The organism is Flavobacterium sp. HNIBRBA15423, assembly GCF_052655965.1.
Genome location: NZ_CP199751.1, coordinates 1,890,294 through 1,911,041, shown reverse-complemented (window position 1 = coordinate 1,911,041; position 20,748 = coordinate 1,890,294). Strand labels below are relative to the sequence as shown.

Here is a 20,748-nt window from a genome sequence, read left to right as displayed (position 1 = left end):
GATAGTTTTTATAAAGACTAGATAATTTTCATTTGAGGAATTTGACAACTTCAAAAAGCTGTCAAATCTTAACAAAAAATGAGTTACTTTTTACTGATTAAATCTTGCATGTCATAATATTTGATAGCTTTTTGTTTTAAAGGATTTGTGCTCCATTCTTCCCACTGGTTTGTGTATGGATTATAACCACATTTTAAAGGTTTTGAATAATGGTTTTCTGGCTCTTCTACATAAGCACGACAATCTGTACAAATATGACGAAACTCACAATCTTTGCAGACTTCTATTTGGTCTTTTGTAATATTCCAGAACTTGCTAAAATCCTTTTTTTGTAAGGCATCTTCAAGTGATATATCTTTTATATTACCAAAACTTTGTGGAATAGCAGGACAATTTTTAATATTTCCTTCTTTGTCTATGGAAAGTTTTTTGTTGAGACATGAGTTGTGGTTGACAGATTCTAAATAAGAATTAATATTAGCAACAAAATAACCACTAATAGCACCACAAAAATTGAAATCATCAATCTTTTTAGTTGTATAGGTAATATTATCTTTTTGTTTATCCTTTGGAGCTGAATGCAAAATAGCTCTAGTTAATCTTTGGTATTTTTTTCTAATTTTAAGAAAATCAAGTCTAGAATCATATTTAGTTAACAACTGAATTGACATCAATCTGCTATCATCAAACTCTTCTAAAAAACGTAATAATTCTTCATTTTTACTTTCATAAAAGATTAAAAAACAGTCTTGAATTCCTAAATTATCAAAACTTTCTTGTAGTTTATGTAAATTTAAAAAAGTAACTTCAGAATACTCAATAATTGCATTTGTTATTAAAAAAGGTTTTTCATAGGTAGTATTTATCCTAGAGAATCTTTCGTTTTCATCAATGGAACATTCGAATAAAAATTCATTTTCAATTAGAAAGTTTTTGTATTCATTTATAACTGTTGTATTATTAAATTCAATCTTTAGTTTTTCAAAATCTAAAATTTCATTTTGAAGTAAGATTTCATACAATGAATTGGGAATGTTTTTATAATTATTCCTTTGAATATCCATAATTATACTTTTCCCAAACCCTTTGACAGGAATACAGTTTGCAAAAAGTTTATAGGTCATAATTCGAATTTTACAATCGGGTTATAGTGTTGTATAACAACCATTTCAGTGTTGCCTATTTTTTTTGATCCTTTTGCAATATAGATTTCTACACTCGATTTCTTTTCTTCAAATTTTTCTCCTTTGGTTAAAAGTAGTGCTAATGGAGAAATTATATTTTTAAAAATTTTGTTCATATTCAATTAATTTTTCAAAAACTTTTTTTTCTAAATTATAATTACAAGGCTTTGATGTCATACCAAATTGACCAACAGGATTAACTTCTAAAAAATAGTATTTATCGTCTTTCCCTTTAATAATATCTATGGAACCAGTTTTTAAACCTAAATCATTCATTAAGCCTCTTATGCACTTTTCAATTTCTTCGGGTAATTTATAAGGAACATTTCTATTGGGTTTCTTATAGTTATATTGTCTAAAATCTACAGCTGTTTGTTTGTCACTTTGAGAAAAAATAGCCATACTATAACACTCACCATCTAAATAGAATGTTCGCACTTCATACCTTTTATCAATCTTTTTTTGAAATAAGGAAGGCAAAAATTTATGTTTTACTTTCTTGACAATTGTTGTATAGGTAGAGTAAAACATATCTCCATGTTTAAACCCTACAGTTTGAGATAATGGTTTAGTAATATAGTTACTGTTTATTTGAGTAAGAGAATTTGAAATAATAGTTTCAGGAATTGTTAATCCGTTTTTTTGTGCTAGTAGTAAAACGTCTATTTTATCTTCTTTTACAAAAGGATAATCAAACCAATAGGTGTTCTTGGACAAACTATTTACAAAAATTTTAAGAAAGGCTTCCCATTCTTTAAATACAAATTGGGAAAAGAGTCTTAGATTATCAAAATCAAATTTTTTATCTATAAATCGGTCAATATTTGTTCTTTTTGATATTCTCCTATTCCAAATTACTTTTTTTGCATCTAAATTAAGTTCAACATTATCAATCTTCATTGTTGTCGCATTTTCATTTAATTTATAATTAAATGAAAAAGAATCACTATCTTTTAAATTATCACAATTTATTCGTAAAAATTCCTTCTTATGAAATAAAAAATAATCTATAATTTCATCTGAAGTTCTTTCATAGCCTATAGTTAATAAAATAATCATACCCTTTTATTATTAACATCTTTAAAAATAATTTTATAAGGAATGTTTTCTGGTATGTATATTTCATAACCTTGCAAATCTTCTTTTTTGCACTTAAAAAAAGGAAAATATATTTCTTTATTAGAATAAATAGGAATAATTTCTACACTATAAAATTCTTTTTCTTTAGGTAACACTATTTTATGATTCATAAAAGCATTTGGTTTATAATACCACTCATAATACTTTTCATAATAAGGGCTAAGTATTCTAGCATCAAATTGTCCATCGTCTTCGTCATAAATAGTCGGTTGAGTTATACTTATTTCATTTTCATTTAAATTTGTTTTCAAAATTTTTGTTTGATCAACAGAGAAAAATTTCTTTTCAGGAAATAGCTCTTGTAATCTTATTCGCATAAACTTCCAGTCAAATCGTTCTTTTTTTTCTATGTGAGCATGACCACCAAAAACTACTACTTTTGCTTTTGAGTCTTGTTGATAAATTTTAGCAATATTTAATGCTTGAATACTATCTCTACAATTCGCATCAATGATCATTCCTTTTTCTCTATACTCTGCACATTGTTCTGCTTCTTCATAAGCCACGATTTTAAACCCTAGACTAATGGCATAGTTGGTCATTAAAGAACAAGTAGGTTCTTCCACATAATAACCCAATATATTTTCTGGTTTAGTAATTAAACTGTCTTTTTCTGTAGGTGCAGGTAATGTTTCAAGTGCTAAGTAATTATACCCTTTATCTCTAAGTGTTTTTAAAACATACATGAAATTGTATCGAGTATGTGGAAAAGTATGAAACTCGTTAAACATTACTGCATCTAAATCTTTTGGTAATTTATCAATATAAGCATATAATTCTCTTAATAGTGTGGTATCAATCTCTCTCTCTTTATATGGTCTTATAAAATGTTTGATATCATCGAATGAGCCATTATTGGTATGCAAAGTCATTAATACTACACCATATAAAGACTCTGTTTCATACACATTTTTATCAAAACTTCTTACGACATCTACTTGTGCATAGTAGTCTTTATAGAGAAATTTATCTAATATTTTTATAAATCGAGAAGGTTGTTCTTTATTAGTCATTAAAAAATGCTCAAAACCTACAAACAATCTATCTTCTATATTTTCAAATAAAGTGACATCATTAGTTACTAATCGTAAATATTCATTATTGTTTATTTCAAAAAAAAACTCGTTTATTTTATTTTTTTTATAGATATAGGAAACACTGTATTTTTTTATGGAATCTTCTTTTGTTTGATGATGATAAAATAGTTCTAAATTATTTTTTTTATAAAAATCTTCTTTTTTAAAATCGGCATTAGTAATAAAAAAATCGATATACTTTTTTTCTTTATTATTTACCTCACTAAATAGATACTTGTCTTTTATCTTGTTTTGATTCTTTAAATTTGGCTTTTTATTTGTAAAACTAGAATTTTCTATTCCTTTAAATAGAAAATCGTAAGGAGTAGTTGCTACAGCTGTTATTAATTTGCCATCGTAACTATACCTAAAATTTATTTTTTCAGCATTTTGAGCAACAGAATAGCTATTAATAAGAAGAAATAAAAATAAAATGCTTTTTTTCATAATACTACTAAATAATAAAAGAGGTTGTAATTTACAACCTCTTTAGATTGAAAACAATTTTAATTAGCAGTCGCTACAAATTTCATCTGTTCTGTGTTCTAACTTTGTCCAAGTTACAGTAACACCTGTACCGATTTCTTGAGACAAATTATCATTACCACCATTAATTTTGTTTAACTCATTGTTTTCTAATTTTCTGAATTTTTCAGATTTTAAGCTTTCTAGTTTCATGTTTTTAAAAATTTAAGATTATACATTAATTTTTCTTATAAGAATGATTCAAATGTATAAATAACCAAAGTTTTTTTTCTTACAACAAAATAAATTTCATAGGATTTATATTATGCGCATATTTTTAAATATATTTACGTAAAATATTTTTTCACATAATGAGTTTAAGAGCAATAAGAAAAGAAAAAGGGTTTACACAAAAAGATATGGCTTTAAAAATGGCAATGGAACAAACTACTTATTCTAGAAAAGAAAGAGGAAAATCGCCTATAACGGATGAAGAATGGGAACGTTTTGCTAATGTGCTAGAAACACCCGTTGAGGAATTAAAAGAAAAGAATGAGCCAATGGCTAAAAATGAAAATTGCACCTTCAATGATAATTCTATTGGTATTCAAATTGTGACTATGCCAAAAGAAACCTTAGATGTAATGATGAAATATACTGCAAAATTAGAAGAGGAAATTAACCAATTGAAAGGACAGTTAAAATAATTAGTAAATTTGTAGTGATTATTTAACTAAATGATGCAAGAACTTTTGCAGTGAGTAAATTAATTTTCAGAAGATATATAATATACATATATTTTTAAATATATTTACCTATAATTTTTTACATAATGAGTTTAAGAGCAATAAGAAAAGAAAAAGGGTTTACACAAAAAGATATGGCATTTAAAATGGCAATGGAACAAACTACTTATTCTAGAAAAGAAACAGGAAAATCGCCTATAACGGATGAAGAATGGGAACGTTTTGCTAATGTGTTAGAAACACCCGTTGAGGAATTAAAAAAAATGGATGATTATATGACGAAATTTGAAAATTGTACTTTCAATGAGCAATCTCAAGCTATAGGTATTCAAATTGTATCCATGCCAAAAGAAACCTTAGATGTAATGATGAAATATACTGCTAAATTAGAAGAAGAAATTAACAAATTGAAAGAAAAGCTTGGTAATTAATTTTAGGTTCCATTTTTAGTTATCAGTTGATTATATATCCTGGTTCAGCATCTACTTTATAAGAAATTTATGTTTTAGAAAACGGAACAATTATAATTTCTGGAAGTCATGAAGAATTAATGTTATCTGATAATTTTATATAGTGATTATTGGAAAAGTTTTTAGCTGTTTTTCTTTCTGTTAATTTTTTTAAAAATAGGGTTGTCTATGACTTTAGATTACCAGAATAAGTTTGAAACATTTCAGGCATTTCTTTCGTAAAGTAGTAAATATCATCATCTCCTTTTCCTATTAATCTATTTGATGAAAAATAACCATTATTTTCATTTTTATCAAATGTAAATGAGAAATCATCCATATTACTATACTATTTTAAATAATTACAATAATGATAGATTTTGTATATTTGCTTTACTCAAATCAAAATAATTAAAATGGGAATGAATAAAAACACTGTATTAGCTTGGGCTACATTCATAATGATATTAATGGGATTACTTTTAATAGGTTTAGGAATATATAGATATGCAGATGTAGCTGGTTGGGGTTTCTCAGCTGTAGGTGTAGGTTTCTTTGCTATAGCTTGGGTTTTTAATGCGTTAAAAGGAAGAGTATAATCTTTTGTGAAATGAATATGAAGCCAGTTATAAAATAACTGGTTTTTTTATTTCATATGGGTTAAGGAATGAGTTTTAAAAATGATTATTTGTTTAATTACGAGTATTTTATCTGTTTTTATTGGGTAATGAATTTTAGAATCGAACACTTATTAGTAGATCGATCTAAATGGAGTATCCTGAAAAGCCAGTATAAAAATAGAGTAGGGTAAACAAACAAATAATAAAATGAAGAAATTATCAACATTTTTAATCTTGTTCCTTTTTGCGCAACAAGTAGGTTTCTCACAGTGTGCAAATGGAGATTGTAGCACTGCAAATATGGATTTTGAACCCAATTCTTACTTCGTAAGTAATGCCGATTGGCAAGCATCACATGGAACACCATCTGTGAGTCCAAACAATGCATGGATGTGGTCAGCAAACGGAATTGGAGAAGGTATCAATTATCATTCCTATAATTTCGTTGCTGGTCGTCAATACTGCATAACGTTAGTAGCAACAACAGTTGTTAGAGGTGGAGGTTTGGCCGATCCAAATGCACATTTTAAAATGATTGCCACTCAAGGTGATGTTATAGGTGGTGGAGGCACATCTATGCCAGCTTTACCTTCACCAAATCAGCTTATAGCGAATGAAAATTGGAATGCAACAGGGCCACCAAGTACGAATTCATATACTTATACTTTTACAGCTGCAAATAATTTCGATAATTTATGGATTTATCCATATTCAAGCACAATGCCAGTTGTAGAATTAACTATTAAAAGTTTAATTATTTGTGATGTAACTCCTGAACCTTGTGCTATTAAATTTAGAATTGGTTTAAGTGAACATGCAGGAGTAAACACTGCAATAACAGTTCAATCAGATCCAGTTCCTTCAGGAGGTGTAGTTACTATGAATATAATAAAAAATGGCTCAAGTGTATATAATGGACTACCGATAAGTTATATTGGAACACCAGGTAACTATACGATTTGTATGACTTTAACATTAGAAAGTGGTGTTAAGTGTACCAAATGTTTCGATTTCTGCATTGGTAAATGGTATGAAACAAATAAATTATCAACAAACGAAGTAGAAGATGTAATCTCGACTAAAACAAAAATTAATGATTATGATCCATTCCCAGAAGAGTTGAAAGAGAAAAACATTGAAGAATTATTTAAAAATGATAATGTTCAGTTATTTCCAAATCCAAACTCAGGCATTTTTACTATTCAATCTAACGATGAAATATTGATTGAAAGTATTATTGTTAACAGCATAACTAATAATAGGTTAATTAAAATAATTAAACCGCAAGCTACTTCTGTTAAAGTGGATTTATCTAAAGAAGATTCAGGAATATATATTGCTGAAATTAAATTTAGAGACGGAACCACTATTAATAAAAAAATTATTATAAAAAAATAGAAATGGTTTTAGATTTGATTACTTTTATGAAGCGATTCTAAATTCAATTATTTTACAAACAAATAATAATGTTTATTATTAAAAAAAGATGTCTGTTTTTTCAGGCATCTTCTTCGTTTTGCGCTAAATTTAACCCTGTAGAGGCATTGACTTTTTTAAATTTTAAGCCTATATTTGTACACATATTAAGTATTTTTTAAGTAGTTGAAGATGATTTTGACTTTTATTAAATATCTTATTTAAAAGAATACTCATACTAATATTTTAAATTAATAGAAAACAATGTCAGACGATAAGAAAGTAATTTTTTCAATGTCTAAGGTAAACAAGATTTACTCTAGTACTAATAAGCAAGTTTTAAAAGATATTTATTTGAGTTTCTTTTACGGAGCGAAAATAGGTATTTTAGGTCTTAATGGATCAGGAAAGTCTTCTTTATTAAAGATTATTGCTGGTTTAGATAAAAATTTTCAAGGAGATTTAGTTTTTGCACCAGGATATACTGTAGGTTACTTAGAACAAGAACCACAATTAGATGAAAACAAAACGGTTATTGAAATTGTTAGAGAAGGAGCAGCAGAAATCTATGCTTTGTTAGATGAGTTTAATAAAATTAATGATAGTTTTGGATTGCCAGAAGTTTATGAAGATGCCGATAAAATGCAAAAACTTATGGACCGTCAGGCAGAATTACAAGATAAAATTGATGCAGCAGGAGCTTGGGAAATAGATAATAAATTAGAAGTAGCAATGGATGCTTTACGTACTCCTGAAGCTGATACTCCTATTAAAGTATTGTCTGGTGGTGAGAGAAGAAGAGTTGCTTTATGCCGATTATTATTGCAACAGCCTGATGTGTTATTATTAGATGAGCCTACGAATCACTTAGATGCAGAATCTGTTCTTTGGTTAGAACAACATTTACAACAATATGCAGGAACTGTTATAGCTGTTACACACGATAGGTACTTTTTAGATAATGTAGCGGGATGGATTTTAGAATTAGATAGAGGTGAAGGTATTCCATGGAAAGGAAATTATTCATCATGGTTAGATCAAAAATCGAAACGTATGGAGCAAGAAGAGAAAGTAGCTTCAAAACGTAGAAAAACACTTGAACGTGAGTTAGATTGGGTTCGTCAAGGAGCAAAAGGACGTCAAACTAAACAAAAAGCTCGTTTGCAAAATTATGATCGATTACTTAATGAAGATCAAAAGGTATTAGAAGAAAAATTAGAAATTTATATCCCAAATGGACCTCGACTAGGAACAAATGTTATTGAAGCTAAAAATGTAGCAAAAGCCTTTGGCGATAAATTATTATATGATGATTTAAATTTCACTTTGCCTCAAGCGGGAATTGTTGGAATAATTGGTCCCAATGGTGCTGGTAAATCAACCATTTTTAGGATGATTATGAATGAAGAAAATCCAGATGGTGGTACATTTGAAATAGGAGACACTGTAAAAATTGCTTATGTGGACCAATCTCATAGCGATATTGATCCAGAAAAGTCAATTTATGAAAATTTTTGCGATGGTCAAGAATTAATGATGATGGGTGGTAGACAAGTCAATTCTAGAGCTTATCTTTCTCGTTTTAATTTTGGAGGAAGTGATCAAAACAAAAAAGTTGCTACATTATCTGGTGGTGAACGTAATAGATTGCATTTAGCAATGACTTTAAAAGAAGAAGGAAATGTGTTATTATTGGATGAGCCAACAAACGATTTAGATATTAATACATTAAGAGCTTTAGAAGAAGGTTTGGAAAACTTTGCAGGTTGTGCTGTAATAATTTCTCACGATAGATGGTTTTTAGATAGAGTTTGTACTCATATCTTGGCTTTTGAAGGAGATTCTCAAGTGTATTTCTTTGAAGGAAGTTTCTCTGAATATGAAGAAAATAAAAAGAAACGTCTAGGTAAAGAAATTGCTCCAACTAGAATAAAATATAAAAAATTGATTAGAAATTAATTAGTTTTTATTATTATATTTTATAGTTAATCAACTAAAGCATTTTATTTATGCTCAGTTTAATTGAAAACAGCTAAAAAAAATATAGAAGCCTATTATCTAAAAGCAATTAGTTATACTAACTAAGCTTACAAAAGATAATAGGTTTTTTAATTTATTTTTCTGCAATTAGTTTATACTTTATTAATAATAAGGATTTATACAAAATAACATTTTCAATAAAATAAGTAGTTTCTTAATAAAAATGCATATATATGTCATTTTTAATAGTTTTTTTTATATAAAAACACTACTTTTAACAGATAACTGAATCATAAAATTGTCCAATTTCTTCTAAATGAATCATTTACTTCAGGCTATAGTATTAATTTTTTGCTTCTTTTTTTCTATTCAAGGCTTTTCTCAAAAGGAAAGTTCATCCAAAAAAAGAATTAAAGAATATCTTATAGAATCAGGAAAATACTTACATAGTAACCAACCAGATTTGTCTCTACAAAATGCTAAAAAAGCATTGGCTTTAGCCATAAAAGAAAATGATGAATCATCAATTGCCAAAGCATATAATTTCATTGGGTTAAATTTTGTTGAATTTTATGATTATGACAAAGCAATAGATTATTATAATAAAGCTTTACTTCATGCGAATAATACAGATAATGATACTATTAAAAGCTGGCTTTACAATAATTTAGGAAATGTATATTCTTACAATAAAAATGACGATGCAACAGGTATAGATTATTATTTAAAATCTTTAGAATATGCTAAAAAAGTTGATATAGTTGAATTTACTTATAACAAGTTAAACTTAGTAAATACTTACTTTGAAGATAAAAAATTTGAAGAAGGAAAAATTCATTTAAATGATGTAAGACCTCACATTGATTCATTAGAAAAAGAATACGAAGCACAGTTTTTTTATTATTCATTAAGTGGAGATTATGAGGAATATAAAGGAAATTTAGCTATAGCAGAAAACAATTTGTTAAAAGCTTTAGAAATAAGCAAAGCAAAACATAAAAATTTTGATCCAAAACATGAGGTAGGAATGAATGAAAGCCTTTCATTATTCTATTACAATAGAAAACAATATGATAAAGCATATAAATATCTTTTAATAACAGATTCGCTTAAACAAAAAGATTATGACAGTCAGAAAAATGAAAAAGTAAAAGGATTAATTGAACAAATTGAAAAAGAAGAAGTAAAAAGAGAATTAATCAAAATGGAAGCTAATAAGAGAGTTCAAGATCAAAAACTTCTTAATAGTAAAATTTTAATTATTCTAATAGGTGTTATTTTTTTAACTACTTTAATTATATTGTATTCTCAATTAAAACTAAATAGAATTAGAAGAAAATCTAATGAAGAATTAAGAGAAGCTAATGAAGAATTACTTATAGCAAAAGAAAAAGCCGAAGAAGCCTCAAAAGTTAAATCCCAATTCGTTTCAACAATTAGTCATGAACTTAGAACGCCATTATATGGAGTAATAGGAATTACCGATATTATAGAAATAGAGCATCAAGAATTAGAGAATAGTCCACATTTAAAAGCACTTAAGTTTTCAGCAAATTATCTATTATCTTTAGTAAATGATATTTTGAAAGTCTATAAATTTGAAGAAAATAATGTGGTTTTAGAAAATAATTTATTCAATTTAGAAGATAAATTAGAAACCATAAAAAACTCATTAGATAATATAGCTTTAAAATATAATAATGATATTTTAATAAGAGTTGATAAAAAAATTCCTGAATATATTATTGGAGACAGTATTCGTTTATCACAAATTATATTAAACCTAGTGAGTAATTCTTTAAAATTTACCCATGATGGAAAAGTTACAATTTCTGCTAACTTAGATAAATCAGAAGATGAAATAATATTTATCAAATTTGAAGTAACCGACACAGGAACTGGTATTCCTAAAGAATATCAAGATAAAGTTTTTGATAAATTTGTACAAATAGATAGAAAAGAAGACGATTATCAAGGTACTGGTTTAGGGTTAACCATTGTAAAAAAACTAATCAATCTATTCAAAGGAGAAATTTATCTAGAAAGTGAGATAAATAAAGGGACAAAAGTAACTTTTGTTATCCCATTTGAATCTGGTGAAAATAAGGTTAATGAATTTGTTAATAATATTGAAGTAGATTTGTCATTGCCTAAAACTTATAGAATACTTGTAGTGGAAGACAATAAAATTAATCAAATAGTTACCAAAAAACTGTTAGAAAACCATAAATTTCATTGTGAAATTGCAGATGATGGCTATGTAGCTCTAGAATTATTAGAAAAACAGAAATTTGATGCCATTTTAATGGACATCAATATGCCAAAAATAAATGGTTTTGAAACCACTAAATTAATTCGTCAAAAAGGGTATAAAATTCCAATAATTGCCGTTACAGCTTTTGAAAAAGAAGAAGTACAAGAAAGAGCAAAACAGTCTGGAATTGATGATGTAATAGCCAAACCATTTGATGCTAGAAAACTATTTCAAATGATTCGTTTACATATCAATTCCAAACAAGAGGAAGAATAAAATCACCCTAAATTAATACCATCTCTTTTTATTTTTTTTAGAAGTATCCGATTTTCTTGATTTGTTGTTGTTAGAATTTGTTTTGTTTTTATTTCTCAAATCGGGTTTTGCATCTTCCTTTTTCTCTTCGTCTTTCCAAGGATAAGGATGATCATCAACAACTTTAATCTTCATTCTAATGAGTTTCTCAATATCTGTCCAATATACTTTTTCATCTTTTGCACAAAATGAAATTGCTAAACCAGAATTTCCTGCTCTACCAGTTCTTCCTATTCGGTGTACATAGGTTTCAGAAATGTTTGGAATATCAAAATTAATCACATAAGGTAGACTTTCAATATCTATACCTCGTGCCGCTATATCAGTTGCAACTAAAATAGGAATTTCTTGATTTTTAAAACTTTCTAATACACGTTGTCTCGCATTTTGAGATTTATCTCCATGAATTGCACCAGCTTCAACACCCTGTTTTTTTAATGCTTTAACAACATTATCTGCACCATGTTTTGTTCTTGTAAAAACTAAAACATTTTTTAAACCATCATTTCTAATTAAATGATAAAGTAAATTTCTCTTATCAGATTTATCCACAAAATAAACTTTCTGACTTACATTTTCAGCAGTACTAGATATAGGAGCAACAGAAACATATTTTGGTTGATTCAAAAATGTATCGGCTAACTCACGAATGGCAATTGGCATAGTAGCAGAAAACAATAAAGTTTGTCTGTTATCTGGAGTTAATTTTATTATCTTTTTTACATCATTAATAAATCCCATGTCTAGCATTTGATCAGCTTCGTCTAAAACTAATTGGTGCATGTGATTTAAATCGATAAAACCTTGTTTGTATAAATCTAATAATCTACCAGGAGTCGCTACTAATACATCAATTCCTTTTTTCAATTGATCTACTTGAGGAATTTGATTTACACCACCAAAAATAACTAAGGTTTTTATGTTGGTATATTTTCCATAAGTATTAAAACTTTCTCCAATTTGTATGGCTAATTCTCTTGTAGGAGTAATTACCAAAGTTCTTATACGCTTAACTTTTTTAGCAGAACCTACAATTTGATGGATTAACTGAATAATAGGAATGGCAAAGGCAGCAGTTTTTCCTGTTCCAGTTTGCGCACAAGCAACTAAGTCTTTTTCTGCCAAAATTTCTGGAATAGCTTGTTCTTGAATAGGAGTAGGGTTTTCATAACCCTCTTCTTGTAATGCCTCTTGAATATTTTTTATTAATAGAAGTTCTTTAAATGTCATTTCTTAAATTTTCTCCAAAGGTAATCAAAACAAAATAGAGTTTATAAGTTGAAATAACAATACTAACTTTATGCCTTAAAGTGTTTTACTTTTCATGAAATCTGTAATTAAGTAGGCAATCAACTTTCCTGTTAAATGACTATTATTTGATAAATCAAGATCGGGAGCACCTTCGCAAATATGCAAATAGGCTGCGTTTTTATGTTTTCCAAAATAATGAATGTATTCTCTGGCTTGTTGAACACTAAAACCACTTAATGTCATTGCACTTGATGGTACTAAAGGAATAGCATCTAAATCTAGTTCAATACCAAAAGGATCTTGCTTTATAAATGTTAATCCTTCTGCTAATTGAGAATCAAATGTTTTTTGTTTTCTTACCTCAATTTCTTCATAACTCACATATTTAACTCTGTTTTCTTGTTCTTTAATAGAATTAAATACACTTTTTGAAACAAAATTTTCATGTAAGCCGAAAACAAAATATTTCTTTAAAAATCCTTCTTCAAAAGCATAACTAAAACCATTTCCAGAATGTCTTCCTTCTAAAATCCTAAAATCAGTATGTGCATCAAAATTAATTGCATTTACTGGTTTTCCTTTTGCCAAAGCTAATCCTTTAATATTGCCATATGCATTATTATGACCACCACCTATAACAATAGGTATTTTTCCACACTTTATAATTTGATGTATAATATGAGAAACTTCTATATCTATTTTTTCAACTAATTTAAAAAGCTTCTTTTTATGTTCTTTATTAGAAGTTTTTAATTCACTTGCTTCGTTTAATTCGCTAGTCATATTAAGATGACCAAGAAGTAATAAATTATTGCCTTTACAAAATTTATTATGTTGTATGTTAACTAAACTTTTTAAAGCACTTTCATAAGCTGAAGCAGTTCCAGTTCTACCTAGATTTGCTTTAACACCTATATCTTCTGGAATACCAAATAAAACAAATGTAGCATCGCAATTAGTAATAAAATCCCAAATATTTTCTCCAGACGGAATCGTAATTGCTTTTTCACCTAATTTAATCTCACCACTTCTATGAAGCGTAATTTTGGCTAAATCTTTAACCGTTAATAAATGTATATTTTCCATTTTTTAAAAAAAATTTCATTTCAAAAATACTATTTTAATATAACTTTCGTTCTAAGATTGAATAAATACTTTATAAATTGTACATTTGTTTTAAAAATTAAGTAATCACCAAAAAATTATGGAAAACACAAAGAATAACTCAGGTTTAAAAGCAGCGATTGTCATTTTAGCATTATTATTATTAGGTAGTATTGGTTATATTTATAAATTAACCTCAGACAACAAAAAACAATTAACAGAATTAACTAGTGAAAAAGTCAATCTTGAAAATGATATTAAAGCAAGAATTGCAGAATTAGAAGCAATGTCTGGCGAAAATACTGCTTTAAAAGGTGATATTGATGCCCAAAAAGAAGAGATGACTAAACTTCTTGAAGAATTAGAAAAGTCTAAAGGTGACGCAAAAGCTATGGAGCGTTACAAAGGTGAGTATTTCCGTTTGAAAAGAGAAATGGATAATTTAGTAGCTGAAAATAAATTATTAAAAGAACAAAATATTTCTTTAACATCTTCATTAGATAGTACTAATGTAGCGTTAGACGAAAATAGAAAGTTTACAGATACACTTTTAGTTCAAAATAATAATTTGACTAAAACTATCGAAAAAGCTTCTAAATTAGCTGTTTTAAATTTAAACGTTTTAGCTGTTAAAGAAAGAAGTTCAGGAAAACAAGTTGAAACTACAAAAGCAAGTAGAGCTGATAAATTAAAAATTAGTTTTGTAATTGCTGAAAACCAAATAGCTTCTTCAGGGGATAGAACTTATTATGTACAAGTAATGGATACTAAAGGTAATATCTTAGGCGAAAAGAAAACAGTTCCTATGGGAGAAGATCAAACATTAACATATAGTTTTATTACTGTTGTTAAATATGAAAATAAATCAGTTCAAGTTACTGAAGAATTGGCTGGAGATAATTTTGAAGCAGGTACTTATTTTGTAAATGTTTTCAGTCCAAAAGGAGAAAATGTTTCAAAAACAAGTTTTGTCTTAAAATAATAATCTACAAGAATAAAACGCTATTTACCTATAAAATATAAAGTATCAAAGTAAACGGGACTAAGAAATTAGTCCCGTTTTTTATATTTCATCAGTTTGATATCTTTGGTATGTTTTTTCAATGATTCTTACAATTCGTTTTCTAAGATTACTAGGTTTCAAAATTTCTAAACCATTCCCAAATCCAAGTAATAATCGCTCTAATTCATAATTTGGAATTAGAAATAAATGAACAATAATACTTCCATCTTCATTAGTTTGAAGAATTTTCTGACTATGGTGCAACGGTTTTGTTATCACATATGGAGCATTCATTTGATCTATCCAAAGCTCAATTTTTACAGGATATAAACCCTGATTAACTGTTACACCAACAATATTTTTATAATAGACTTCTGCATTGAATGTTTCTTCTAAAAACGGAATAGTAAAATCATAATCTATTTTTTCAATTCGATCTAAAGCTAAATTTGTTATTGGTTGACTTCCTTTGGTTTTACCCACTAAAAACCATCTATTATTAAATTCTTTTAAAATGAACGGATGAAATGTTAGTTGTTGCGCTTCTCTCGATTTAAAGGATTTGTAGGTAATAACCAAAACCACTTTTTTTATAATAGCTTGGTAAATTTCATCTAAAAAATGTAACCCTTTTAAATTTTCATTCTTATCCAAATGAATTACAGGTTGTGTATGTGATTTTTCGGCATAAATTTTATCTTCTAATCGTTGTAAAATATCAGATACATCATTAAAAAGGGAAAAATCTTTGAACTGTTTTAACATAGAAACCGTTTCCGTCAACACATTAATATCGGTTTCAGTTAATGGAATATCAGTTATAGAAAAATCTTCTTCTTCATAATGATAGTATTTTTTATCGTAAACTGCAATAGGAGCATTGTAACCCAATTTTTCACTACGCATCATTTGGATATCCAATTGAATAGTACGTTTACTTACAGATGTTTCTTTTCCTTCATATTCAAACAATGCTTGACTACATGCTTCAATCAAATCTTCTAATGTCCATTGACGGTATTTGTTTTGCAAACATTTATCAATGGTTTTGTAACGTATTAGAGCATTTTTATTTTGTGCCATTTTTTAGTGATTAGTTTTTAGCGATTAGTTTTTATAGTTGTTCTATTTCTTTTCGAATATTTTCTCTTGCTTTGGCTTCATATTTTGTTCTGAATTCATTTGTTTGAAAGATAAAATCATTTTCTAAAAAGTGTTCTAATGCTTTTTTACGACCATGTTTGTATAATAAATCGAGATATATTTTATATTCTTTTCTTATTTGCTCACAATAAATTTGATAATGTTCCCAATCTGAAGCTAATATCTTTAAATCAAAATCAATCAACCAGTTTATGTCTTCTATAGGATTTTGTTGGTGCAATTGTGTCGCACAAATCATATCATAAATTAATTGTTGATTTAGAGTTGTATTTTCTGGAAGAATAGAAATTGCATATTCAGCACTTTTTTGCTCATTATCATTTTGAGTAGTTTCATAAATAATATCATGATAAAAAATGGCATACAAAACTTCGTTAGGAAATTGAAGCTGATTTTTATAAACTTCAAATGAAGAAATCATTGCCTCTATATGAGTTAAATTATGATACTTTCTTGATGGTGAAGTATAGGCTTTTTCTAACGTAAGCCATAATTTATTAATTTCAGCTTGAGGAATGCCTATCCTCAGAAGTAAATCTGAATATATTTGAAGTAAATCCATTCTTTTTTCAGTAAAAATACAATTTATTTTAGACTACGTAAAATAATTGCGTACACTAATTTGAATATTTGTCCTGTCAATGAGTGACAATATTTAATCTAAAAAACGGAACCATGAAATTTAATTATTTTAACAAACAGAAAAATGTAATTTCTAATTACGAAGGTGCAAAAGCATTTACTCAAAATCCAGAAATAGAATTATATACTGCAGTGGTAACAACCGGATTAAATGATGTTACTTACGAAAAAAACAATAATCGCTTAGCAAGAATTCAAAAATTAATTACACAATGTAATCCAGAATTCACAGCTAAATTGGCAATCTATGTGCGTAACCAAATGTATATGCGTTCAATACCAATGGTTTTAACTGTGGAATTGGCCAAACAAACTTATGGTAACAGTATAGTAAAAAGTACAGTTCAAGGTGTTGTAAAACGTGCTGATGAAATTACAGAGCTATTGGCCTATTATCAAATGGCAAATGCACGAACAGAAACGAAAAAATTAAATCGCTTGTCAAAACAAATTCAAAAAGGTTTAGCAGAATCGTTTAATACCTTTGATGAGTACCAATTTGCAAAATACAACCGTAATGGTGAAGTGAAATTACGTGATGCTTTGTTTTTGATTCACCCAAAAGCAAAAGATGAAAAGCAACAAGCGATTTTCAATAAAATTGCAGCAGATACATTAACCACACCTTACACTTGGGAAACTGAATTGTCAGATGTTGGTCAATATAAATACGAAAATGAAGCCGCTAAAAAAGCCGCAATCAAACAAAAATGGGAAGATTTGATTGATAGTAATCGAATGGGTTACATGGCAACGATGCGAAATCTAAGAAATATAGTAGAAGCTGAAGTTTCTTTTGCTCATATCGAAAAAGTGTGTAATTATTTGAGTAATGAAAAGGCTGTAGCCAATGCTAAACAATTACCATTCCGATTCTTGGCTGCTTATCGTGAAATTAAAACGTTGAAATCGCGATACACGACCATGATTCTTGAAGTTTTGGAAGATGCTGTGATGCAAAGTGCTCAAAATATAAAAGGTTTTGATGGAAATACTTCGGTAGTAATTGCTTGTGACGTTTCGGGTTCGATGCAAAAAGCTATTTCACCAAAAAGTAAAATACAATTGTATGATATAGGTTTAATGTTAGGTATGCTAATGCAATCTCGATGCAGAAATGTAATCAGTGGTATGTTTGGAGATACTTGGAAAATAATCAATATGTCAAAACGAAATGTATTGACAAATGTGCAAGAGTTTTATAAACGTGAAGGAGAGGTTGGTTATTCTACCAATGGTTATTTGGTAATTGAAGACTTAATCAAACGAAAAGAAATTGTAGATAAAGTCATGTTGTTTACTGATGTGCAATTATGGAATAGTAATCAAACCAATCATACATTTGAAAACTCTTGGAATCAATACAAACGAATAGCTCCAAAAGCCAAATTATATTTGTTTGACTTGGCTGGATATGGACAAGTGCCTTTAGATATCAAAAGAAATGATGTGTATCTAATCGCAGGTTGGTCAGATAAAATATTTGATGTGTTAGACGCTCTAGAAAACGGTGATAGTACTTTGACGAAAATCAAACAAATCACTTTGTAGTGTTTCATTACCGCAAATTGTAATCCTATTTGCGGTAATTTTTAGACTATGTAAAATAGTTGCGTAGTAAACAACTAAATTTGTAAATAAAATAAAAAGACATGCAAAACTTAAAAAATGAAATTCAAGGAATTCAACCATTTAATGAAGTATTTTATATTGAAAGTTTGTATATAAAAACAAATATTATTTTAAGTGAATTAGGCTTTTATAATGAAATTTGTGATAATCCAGATTTAGATTTTAAAGAAAATCATGAGTTAATATTAAGTTTAATTCAGAATATAATTAAGCAGGTAGCAGGTATTTCAAGGTTTTTTTGGCCTTCAAAAAATAGTGCTTTTTATAAAATTAGAGCAAAAAAATTACGTGAAGTATATAATATAGATGATTCATGTCCGATAAAAAATAGAGAGATGAGGAATTTGATTGAACATTTTGATGAAAGATTAGACCTTTTTTTAAATGAGTTTGGAACAAAAAAAATTGCAATAAGTTATGTTGGAAAAAAGCCAATTAATAATGACCCAACTATTCTTTTTAGAGGTTTTTTTTATGATGAATTCATTTTTAAAGTTTTAAATGAAGAATATGAACTTAAACCAATAATTGAAGAAATAAATAGAATTCACCAAATATTACTTATTCAAAGAGAAAACGGTAGGTTCTAATAGATAAAACAAACAAGTGCCGTAAAAGAGAGTTACTTCGCTTTTCCCGCTAGAGTTATAAGTAGAGCCTTATATAGTTAGTACTAACTATTAGTTTAATTAAAACACTATTACAGTCTCTTTTTGCTTTTTGCCTTGTTTTTTAATTAAAATGATGAATGATAAAGAAATAATGATTAAAAATTTCTTAGATAATTTTGTTCATAAGGACAAAAAACAAAGATGTTATTTTGAATTATTAGACTCCAAAAAACGAGCTAAATTCATAAATAATTTGAATCATAAAAGTTTCAGTTTTTTAAATAGTAAAAAGTTTAAAAAGATAGAAAAAGAGTTTGATAATGTATCTGAAATAGAAAAACATATAAATTTTGAAAAAGAAGAATATTATTATGTTATTTCAAATCATAATGATTTTGATGATAAATGGATTAAAATTCATGATTGTTTTAGTGAAATATATTGGTTTGGTTTAGCTACATTGATAATAAACAACAAAGGGGACAAAGTTTTTCTAAAAATGGAGCAAGAAAATGGAAAATCAGAAAAATATATTGGTTGTTAAGACTATTAAAACTAATCACTAACGACTAATCACTAATTACTAAACAAACAAGTGCCGTAGATAAGTGTTACTTCGCTTTTAACGACGTGGTCGCGGGTTCGATTCCCGTCTCTTCCACAAGAATAACAAAAATGGGAGAGTAGCTCAGAGGTAGAGTACGATATATACCACTTATTGCTTTTTGCCTTGTTTCTTTTAAATTATCAACTAAAATGTAATGATTAGGACTAATTACTAACGACTAATCACTAATTACTAAAAAATATCAAGTGTCGTAGAAAAGAATTGCTTCGATTAAGGTTCCAGCATTTCAGGTTCGAATCCTGATTCCGAGAGGAATGGTGTAATGGTAACACGCTGTAATAGTATCTTTTCAAACATTACCTTGATTTTTATAAAATGAAAAATTATAAACCAACATTAAAAGGTGCTTTCTATTGAGTTTAACTTAATAGAATAGTATGAAAAATTTTAAAAAACTAAAAAAAGCATTGGGTAAAGACGAAATGGGAAACATTGCTTTTCCAATTAAAATGTCTAATGTTCAATTATCCAGAATTGTAAATGGAGATAATCAAGGTTGCTCATGGTGTTTTCCACATGGTTGGGAAACCTCAAATTCAACTCAGAGAAATAACCAACGCAACTGGAAAAAGTTTAGAAAAACACAATGGAAATAAATAGTTTCCATTACTAATAAAAAACAAATAAGTGTCGTAGAGAAGAGTTACTTCGTAACTATAACGGTCCTAAGGTAGCGTAATTCGGGTGACCGAACTAGCGAAGTTGGGTTGAAAACCAACAGGGTAAAAGTTTTCGTAAGAAAATGCAAGTCTCTCGTAGATGTCGAATTACCGGTTCACTGTCCGTCAGCGGATAAGAACGGCTGCTCTTAAAGAGCAATTTCTCTTCTCGTTTTTTACCTTATTTGTTGTACTAAATAAAAGAATGTCGTAGTAAAGTGATACTTCGTCCACATTTGGGGAGGAATAGTGAAGTTGTAAAATCAGCAAGACTATCCAGTTCGATTCTGGTAATGACATGCCCCGTTTCACTTTACGAATTTTACTTCTTTTTAAAATAAGATGCCGTTATAAGGGTGTTCCTTCGTTCCAAGATAGAAATAAAAACACCTTTAGCTCATTGCTCTTA

Annotated in this window: 21 protein-coding genes; 11 read left to right on the top strand and 10 right to left on the bottom strand. The window is 28.0% G+C overall.

Annotation, left to right across the window (positions count from 1 at the left end; translation table 11 throughout):
* Positions 1-83: 83 nt before the first annotated feature.
* The 5 genes from gwsS to ACULEV_RS08585 all read right to left on the bottom strand — a co-directional run bounded on the left by gwsS (position 84) and on the right by ACULEV_RS08585 (position 4,078).
* Entirely contained in the window at positions 84-1,124 is a 1,041-nt protein-coding gene (gene gwsS / locus ACULEV_RS08605) for a grasp-with-spasm system SPASM domain peptide maturase (protein ID WP_445458261.1), read from the bottom strand.
* Positions 1,121-1,300 (bottom strand): hypothetical protein, encoded by a 180-nt coding sequence (locus tag ACULEV_RS08600; protein ID WP_445458260.1) that lies wholly within the window; start codon positions 1,298-1,300, stop codon positions 1,121-1,123. The genes gwsS and ACULEV_RS08600 overlap by 4 nt, the downstream gene beginning before the upstream one ends.
* Positions 1,284-2,243 carry a grasp-with-spasm system ATP-grasp peptide maturase gene (gene gwsG / locus ACULEV_RS08595; RefSeq protein ID WP_445458259.1) on the bottom strand — a complete coding sequence of 320 codons (960 nt, stop codon included), beginning with the start codon at positions 2,241-2,243 and terminating at the stop codon, positions 1,284-1,286. The genes ACULEV_RS08600 and gwsG overlap by 17 nt, the downstream gene beginning before the upstream one ends.
* Positions 2,240-3,847 (bottom strand): hypothetical protein, encoded by a 1,608-nt coding sequence (locus ACULEV_RS08590; RefSeq protein ID WP_445458258.1) that lies wholly within the window; start codon positions 3,845-3,847, stop codon positions 2,240-2,242. Before ACULEV_RS08590 ends, gwsG begins: the two co-directional genes overlap by 4 nt.
* 63 nt (positions 3,848-3,910) lie before the next feature.
* The gene (locus ACULEV_RS08585; protein WP_445458257.1) at positions 3,911-4,078 is read right to left on the bottom strand and encodes a bacteriocin; all 168 of its coding nucleotides are present in this window, start codon (positions 4,076-4,078) and stop codon (positions 3,911-3,913) included.
* Positions 4,079-4,236: 158 nt separating this feature from the next.
* Between ACULEV_RS08585 and ACULEV_RS08580 the strand changes: the two genes are divergently transcribed.
* A complete protein-coding gene (locus tag ACULEV_RS08580) occupies positions 4,237-4,572 on the top strand; it encodes a helix-turn-helix domain-containing protein (RefSeq protein ID WP_445458256.1) in 336 nt (111 codons plus the stop codon).
* A 125-nt stretch (positions 4,573-4,697) separates the two neighbouring features.
* Positions 4,698-5,042, top strand: coding sequence for a helix-turn-helix domain-containing protein (locus tag ACULEV_RS08575; RefSeq protein WP_445458255.1), 345 nt, complete (start codon positions 4,698-4,700; stop codon positions 5,040-5,042).
* Positions 5,043-5,247: 205 nt separating this feature from the next.
* On the opposite strand, the gene ACULEV_RS08570 is transcribed toward ACULEV_RS08575, so the two are convergent.
* Positions 5,248-5,400: a hypothetical protein gene (locus ACULEV_RS08570; protein ID WP_445458254.1), complete on the bottom strand. Its 153-nt coding sequence runs from the start codon at positions 5,398-5,400 to the stop codon at positions 5,248-5,250.
* A gap of 76 nt (positions 5,401-5,476) precedes the next feature.
* On the opposite strand from ACULEV_RS08570, the gene ACULEV_RS08565 reads away from it, so the two are divergent.
* The 4 genes from ACULEV_RS08565 (at position 5,477) to ACULEV_RS08550 (ending at position 11,606) form a co-directional block, all read left to right on the top strand.
* A complete protein-coding gene (locus tag ACULEV_RS08565; RefSeq protein WP_008258152.1) occupies positions 5,477-5,659 on the top strand; it encodes a CAL67264 family membrane protein in 183 nt (60 codons plus the stop codon).
* 228 nt (positions 5,660-5,887) lie between these two features.
* Positions 5,888-7,078: a T9SS type A sorting domain-containing protein gene (locus ACULEV_RS08560; RefSeq protein ID WP_445458253.1), complete on the top strand. Its 1,191-nt coding sequence runs from the start codon at positions 5,888-5,890 to the stop codon at positions 7,076-7,078.
* 282 nt (positions 7,079-7,360) lie between these two features.
* Complete coding sequence (gene ettA / locus ACULEV_RS08555; RefSeq protein WP_445458252.1) at positions 7,361-9,055, top strand: energy-dependent translational throttle protein EttA; 1,695 nt, start codon at positions 7,361-7,363, stop codon at positions 9,053-9,055.
* Between the two features lie 337 nt (positions 9,056-9,392).
* Positions 9,393-11,606 (top strand): response regulator, encoded by a 2,214-nt coding sequence (locus ACULEV_RS08550; RefSeq protein WP_445458251.1) that lies wholly within the window; start codon positions 9,393-9,395, stop codon positions 11,604-11,606.
* A 12-nt stretch (positions 11,607-11,618) separates the two neighbouring features.
* On the opposite strand, the gene ACULEV_RS08545 is transcribed toward ACULEV_RS08550, so the two are convergent.
* Both ACULEV_RS08545 and ACULEV_RS08540 read right to left on the bottom strand, forming a co-directional pair.
* Positions 11,619-12,875: a DEAD/DEAH box helicase gene (locus tag ACULEV_RS08545; protein WP_445458250.1), complete on the bottom strand. Its 1,257-nt coding sequence runs from the start codon at positions 12,873-12,875 to the stop codon at positions 11,619-11,621.
* 75 nt (positions 12,876-12,950) lie between these two features.
* Positions 12,951-13,982 (bottom strand): formimidoylglutamase, encoded by a 1,032-nt coding sequence (locus ACULEV_RS08540; protein ID WP_445458249.1) that lies wholly within the window; start codon positions 13,980-13,982, stop codon positions 12,951-12,953.
* Between the two features lie 118 nt (positions 13,983-14,100).
* On the opposite strand from ACULEV_RS08540, the gene ACULEV_RS08535 reads away from it, so the two are divergent.
* Positions 14,101-14,982 carry a hypothetical protein gene (locus ACULEV_RS08535; RefSeq protein WP_445458248.1) on the top strand — a complete coding sequence of 294 codons (882 nt, stop codon included), beginning with the start codon at positions 14,101-14,103 and terminating at the stop codon, positions 14,980-14,982.
* An 81-nt stretch (positions 14,983-15,063) separates the two neighbouring features.
* On the opposite strand, the gene ACULEV_RS08530 is transcribed toward ACULEV_RS08535, so the two are convergent.
* Positions 15,064-16,086, bottom strand: coding sequence for a helix-turn-helix transcriptional regulator (locus ACULEV_RS08530; RefSeq protein WP_445458247.1), 1,023 nt, complete (start codon positions 16,084-16,086; stop codon positions 15,064-15,066).
* Between the two features lie 31 nt (positions 16,087-16,117).
* Positions 16,118-16,729 (bottom strand): HD domain-containing protein, encoded by a 612-nt coding sequence (locus ACULEV_RS08525; RefSeq protein WP_445458246.1) that lies wholly within the window; start codon positions 16,727-16,729, stop codon positions 16,118-16,120.
* Between the two features lie 113 nt (positions 16,730-16,842).
* Between ACULEV_RS08525 and ACULEV_RS08520 the strand changes: the two genes are divergently transcribed.
* The 4 genes from ACULEV_RS08520 (at position 16,843) to ACULEV_RS08505 (ending at position 20,276) form a co-directional block, all read left to right on the top strand.
* Positions 16,843-18,360, top strand: a complete 1,518-nt coding sequence (locus ACULEV_RS08520) for a TROVE domain-containing protein (RefSeq protein ID WP_445458245.1) — start codon at positions 16,843-16,845, stop codon at positions 18,358-18,360.
* Between the two features lie 101 nt (positions 18,361-18,461).
* Positions 18,462-19,031 carry a hypothetical protein gene (locus tag ACULEV_RS08515; RefSeq protein WP_445458244.1) on the top strand — a complete coding sequence of 190 codons (570 nt, stop codon included), beginning with the start codon at positions 18,462-18,464 and terminating at the stop codon, positions 19,029-19,031.
* Between the two features lie 151 nt (positions 19,032-19,182).
* On the top strand, positions 19,183-19,596 hold the full coding sequence (locus ACULEV_RS08510; protein ID WP_445458243.1) for a hypothetical protein: 414 nt from the start codon (positions 19,183-19,185) through the stop codon (positions 19,594-19,596).
* A gap of 461 nt (positions 19,597-20,057) precedes the next feature.
* Positions 20,058-20,276: a phosphate ABC transporter substrate-binding protein gene (locus tag ACULEV_RS08505; protein WP_445458242.1), complete on the top strand. Its 219-nt coding sequence runs from the start codon at positions 20,058-20,060 to the stop codon at positions 20,274-20,276.
* The last annotated feature ends 472 nt before the right edge of the window (positions 20,277-20,748 follow it).